This is a genomic window from Anaeromicrobium sediminis (genome assembly GCF_002270055.1).
GTDB classification, from domain to species: Bacteria; Bacillota; Clostridia; order Peptostreptococcales; family Thermotaleaceae; genus Anaeromicrobium; species Anaeromicrobium sediminis.
The window spans coordinates 1-5033 of the sequence record NZ_NIBG01000048.1; the positions used below are offsets into that span (position 1 = coordinate 1).

A 5033-nucleotide genomic window follows, 5' to 3' on the forward strand; every position below is an offset into this window, starting at 1 on the left:
CTTCAATGGTTGACTGATATCCAACGGCTTCTGTAAAGGTTGCAAAATAAAATTGATCAGGATTATCTTTTGTATATACTTTGAAAGTTAATGGTGATTTAATAATTTGTTCTGTTTTAACAATATTAGAATCTGTTTTGTAAATTATTGATGAATAGTCATCCGTTTCATGACTAAAAAATACGGAATAAGCACCAAATAATAATAATGAAATAGCTAAAAATGCTAAATACATTTCGCGAATAGTCCATCTTCTCATAATTACCTCCAATGAATACTATAAAATATCTTCGTTAATACTATAAAAAATATGTTTGTTAATTGACTAAGCATTTTTTCTAAGATTAATTACAAATGCTTCTTTAGATTCCATGCTTGGGTCGCTCTGTTGGCCTAGTCATATAATAGCAAGTCTAATATCCTTTAAAATCTATGTTCTTTGCAATATTCCTCCTTTACTCATTGTTAAACAAATAACATTTAGTACCAATCTTATGTTCATTATAATCTCATGAAAGGACTATTGTCATTAATGTGTGACTGTTGTCATACTTTGTGACTATTGTCACACTTTTGACTATTGTCACATTTTTAAGTGGTATAATATAATGTTCATATAACCAGATATACACATGAATATGTAGATGTAAAATTTTACAGAACTTCTTTGCAAGGAGGATAAAATGGAAGAAACAAATTATTATATAAAAGTAGGTCAAATTATTAAAGATTTAAGATTAAAGAAAAATATGTCAAGAAAACAACTTGCAGATGGTATATGTTCAGTTTCCTATATTTCTCGTATTGAAAACGGAAGACGTTGTCCTACTTCGGTTATATTAAGACAATTAACAACTAAATTAGGTATTTCTAATGAAGATTTGTTTAGGCTAATTGAGTCTCCCTCAGCCATGCATGTGCAGGAGCTAATAAACCAATTATTTCTGTATATTGAAAGACATGATTTTAAGAATATTTATAGTTTAATTGATAAAGAAGAAAAAAAGCTTCATGTAAAATCAATTCATGATATACAGCTCATAAAATTTTTAAAATGTATTAGTAAGACAATTTTATATGAAGATTATAAATCTGGAATTGATCAAATTAAAAACATATTAAAGCTTACTTATATTGAAGGTAGTAATCCTTGTGGTACAGAATTTTCAATAATGTTTATGTATGGGTATTTTCTTTTGCTAGATAATCAAAAAGAGGAAGCATATAATTACTTGAAAAATCTAAAAAAATATTGTAATACTATTGATTTTTTTTATACTCGCCAGATTATTCCAAGGTTTTATGTATTTTTAGTTTTAGCTTGTCTTGATACATCAAATTTAGACGAATGCTTTGAATATCTTGATTTTTCCATTGATTACAGTAAAAAATATAATAAGCTCTCTGTTTTACCAGAGTTATACTTTTTAAAAAGCGAATTATACTATAGGTTAAAAAAAGAAGAGGAATTTAAAATATTGTATAACAAAGCTTTAACTCTATATGAGTTGACCAAACATTCTGACGATGAATATTTTCATACATTCGTAAAAAACAGATTAATAAAACTAAAAAACGAGCTAAATACTTAGCTCGCTTTCATTTTAATATCTTCTTCTACTATACCAGCTGCCACCTCATCAAAATACTATCTTAACATAGTATTTTCTTTTAAAAGAAAATGTATAACCTTTTGGTACAATAACTGATTAAAAGCATCTTTTTCTTTACTATTTTCGCATTTTTCTTTTTCTTCATCATTTAATGTAATGCTCTCTACTTGTGCTATTTTTTCAATGATTGCTTTTTCTGTTAAATAGGTTTCTGCCTCTATTTCACATTGTTTCAATAATTCTTCTTCTGTTTTTTTTGTATAAGATAAATATATTTCTAAATTTGCATTTTTATTTTCAAGCTGTCTCTTAAAATCTTCAAATATTTCATATTTAAGATTCTCAACTTCTTCATCTTTTAACTCAACTTTTGAACCATCTATAACTTTATTCATTATTTCATTAATAACTTTCGTACTTTCAAGCATGATTTTTTCATAATTCATCTGATCTTTTGCATATTCTTTTAATTCATCTATTGTGTTTATCCCTTCAATTTTAAAACTTCTTACTACATCATGTGTTAATTCAGGGGTAATTCGATTCATCACTGATAATATTTTTACTTCAAAATAAATAGTTTCATTACGAAGATACTTTATTTGATAATCATTTGGCAATACTAATTCAAATTTAACTATATCCCCTTTTCTCATTCCTATTAAATACTTTTCAAATTCATCTAAAAAAAATCCTTGCCCAGTTCTAGAATGGTAATTATTTCTACTAAGTTGAGATATATGTTCATCCTCATGGTATCCATCATAATCTATGATAATATGATCACCATTTTCAATAGAACCTTCTTTCTCAACCTCTATTTTATATTGCTCTCTTATTTTATTAATATAATCATTAATTTCTTCATCTTTTACATTTATATTAGGACGTTTAAAACCAAATCCTTTATATTGACCTAGCTGAGCATTCATATTATCACCTTTTCTAAAGATAAAAAGACATTATTGTCCTTTTACCTCAACTTTACTCTCCATATTTTTCTGTGTAAATCTATATGCAAGTATAGCAAAAATTACTGCTAACCCTCCAAATACTAGTAATCCCATATTAGCAGCTCTAACTTCATTTTCTATATATGAATCATATGTCCATAATATTGTAAATGCAAAAGTACATGCTGATAATACTATAAATGCAAAATTCAGTTTATTAGCTTTATTATCTTGTTTTAATTTCATATGAAAATATGTCATTGAAGAGAACATCAGACCTCCAGCTAAAAACCACACTAATTGATGTAGAGTAAATAACCATTTAAATAAACTAACTATTATGTGCATACCTTATCCCCCTCGCTAAATTTTGTCCCAGAAATCATTAATAGCATCTTTTAAATATTTAGATTCTAATCGTACATCTGCTTCTACTGGACCACCATATCCAAACCATTCATCCATTGAACGTAATAATGGTTTAAATGGTGTTAATGTCATTACTTTTGATAAATCATGATGCCACTCATCAATCTTATTATATGGACAAACTGCAATACATGTCCCACAATCGCCGCCATTATATGCCCAGAATGCAAGGCATCTTTCTCCATTGATAAACCATTTTTCAACACCTGTCATTGTTGATTCATTAACTTTACCTGTACTAAATTCCATACCTTCTTTGATTACTTGTGCCGGTTCATGACAAATAGATTTAGAAGGACAAGCATCCGCACACTTCATACAAACATCACAGAACTCTTTCACTCCAAATGTAATTGGTTTGTCTGGATGAATTTCTAAATCTGTATATACTTTACATAAACGAACACGTGGACCATACTTTTCTGTAACTACCATTCCCATTCGACTTGTTTCACCTAATCCTGCTTCAATTGCAAGTGGAACAGATAGGGCAGTATCATTTCCACATGGAGCTGCTTTATATCCCAAATTACGTAAAAATTTGGCTAATTTATGTGCTGTTTCAGCCATTTTCGAGTACATAACTCCAGCAGATGCACTTTCTACCAATGTTGGTGCTGCTTTGATTCCATTGTAGTCCATTTCAAATGCTAAAACTATAACTGATTTTGGTTCAAATCCAGCTTCACGTTTAAAGTCAGATTTTACTGCTGTAACCCCAAAAGTTTCATATTCACCTTTGTGTAATTTAAAAGGGTCAAATGGTAGGTATTCTACTGTATCATCTGGCATTGTAAATGATCTTACATTTGGCCTTGCCCACTCTGTATAAGTCCATCTTTTTGCTCTTTCATATGGTGCAATTCCAACTAAATCAGCACCAAAATGTTTTGTTGCCTTTTTAATATGTTTTGCTGCTTCTTGTGCATCTTTAAATTTATATTGTTTTTTTCCATGTGCTAACATCTTATCCACCTTTGAGTTATCCCAAGAATATAAACTTGGAACAAAAACAGGCATATCTTTCATTTCTTCACCTGTCTCTGGGTTAACTGGATGTGTTTGAACTAGCGTATTACGAAGGCCAAGTTGGCTACCCGTGGCAAAATGGTCGTTTACACTCCAGGATGCATTCATTAAAGCATAATCTAATTGTCTATAACCTAGCTTACTTTCATCTTCATTTGGCATGATTCCTTCCTGCTTAGCTCCAAAGATTAACCCAGCTTCAATAAGTGTATGATGGTCATATGTTTTTAGGATATGCTCATCATCAAAAGGTCTCTCATCCCAAAATCCTCGCATAAAAGCGTGATTTTTCTGATTAAACCCTTTGAAATCTTTCGTTACTTCTAATGGAAATTGATCATGTTCCTCTCCAAGCTCTAATGCAAAGGCTTTCTTTGGTTTCGTTGCAAGAGCAGCTCCTGTTACTGCAGTGGTAACTCCTGCAACCTTTAAAAATTCTCGGCGATTCATCTACCTATGCCCCCTCTAGTTTTTCTATTATTTTTCCTCTAATTTTATTTACTTTCTACTACTTCAATAACTTCTTTTACTTCATCTTGAGCACTTTTTGCTGATTTTTTAAATTCATTTACTGTCTCTCCGAAGGCTTTTCCAATCTCAGGTAATTTTTTCGGACCAAAGATTAGAAATCCAACCACTAAAATAACAAGTAATTCTGTACCACCCAATCTTCCAAACATATTTCCACCTCCTCTAATAGGATATAAATCCTGTATTTTGTAAGATTAATACCATCTGAAATGTCATGATTAATAAAATTAAGCCACTTAAAACCATATCTTTAACTTTTATGCCTTCACTTTTTGTTTTTTCCATAATTTAACTCCTCTGTTTCTTAATTTGGTTATTAAATTAAATGTTAATCCTATTGGACAAAAATAAGTGCAGTAGAATCTATATTGGAATAAACTTATAAAAATAAGAATTGGTAAGCTCATCCACATAATTGGTAAGGCTGTTAAGTTAAATATTGCTCCAAATGGATCATATGCTAGTGATTGAGTTTCAT

Annotated in this window: 8 protein-coding genes; 1 reads left to right on the plus strand and 7 read right to left on the minus strand. The window is 29.8% G+C overall.

The window, feature by feature from the left end; genetic code table 11:
- Window positions 1-259 (minus strand): hypothetical protein (locus CCE28_RS21650; protein ID WP_141228416.1); only part of this gene is annotated, 259 nt, incomplete at its 3' end.
- A gap of 424 nt (window positions 260-683) precedes the next feature.
- Between CCE28_RS21650 and CCE28_RS21655 the strand changes: the two genes are divergently transcribed.
- Window positions 684-1592, plus strand: coding sequence for a helix-turn-helix domain-containing protein (locus CCE28_RS21655; RefSeq protein WP_095136307.1), 909 nt, complete (start codon window positions 684-686; stop codon window positions 1590-1592).
- A 56-nt stretch (window positions 1593-1648) separates the two neighbouring features.
- Here the strand turns inward: CCE28_RS21655 and CCE28_RS21660 are convergent, their stop codons facing one another.
- The 6 genes from CCE28_RS21660 to CCE28_RS21680 all read right to left on the minus strand — a co-directional run.
- Window positions 1649-2545 (minus strand): FKBP-type peptidyl-prolyl cis-trans isomerase, encoded by an 897-nt coding sequence (locus tag CCE28_RS21660; protein ID WP_095136309.1) that lies wholly within the window; start codon window positions 2543-2545, stop codon window positions 1649-1651.
- Between the two features lie 30 nt (window positions 2546-2575).
- Window positions 2576-2914, minus strand: a complete 339-nt coding sequence (locus CCE28_RS21665; RefSeq protein WP_095136310.1) for a hypothetical protein — start codon at window positions 2912-2914, stop codon at window positions 2576-2578.
- A 15-nt stretch (window positions 2915-2929) separates the two neighbouring features.
- Window positions 2930-4474 (minus strand): reductive dehalogenase, encoded by a 1545-nt coding sequence (locus CCE28_RS21670; protein WP_095136311.1) that lies wholly within the window; start codon window positions 4472-4474, stop codon window positions 2930-2932.
- A 44-nt stretch (window positions 4475-4518) separates the two neighbouring features.
- The gene (tatA, locus tag CCE28_RS21675; RefSeq protein WP_095136312.1) at window positions 4519-4704 is read right to left on the minus strand and encodes a twin-arginine translocase TatA/TatE family subunit; all 186 of its coding nucleotides are present in this window, start codon (window positions 4702-4704) and stop codon (window positions 4519-4521) included.
- A 13-nt stretch (window positions 4705-4717) separates the two neighbouring features.
- A complete protein-coding gene (locus CCE28_RS22835; RefSeq protein ID WP_278277638.1) occupies window positions 4718-4840 on the minus strand; it encodes a hypothetical protein in 123 nt (40 codons plus the stop codon).
- Window positions 4813-5033, minus strand: a 221-nt coding sequence (locus CCE28_RS21680; RefSeq protein ID WP_141228417.1) for a 4Fe-4S binding protein, incomplete at its 5' end; no start/stop codon positions are given. The genes CCE28_RS22835 and CCE28_RS21680, both read right to left, overlap by 28 nt.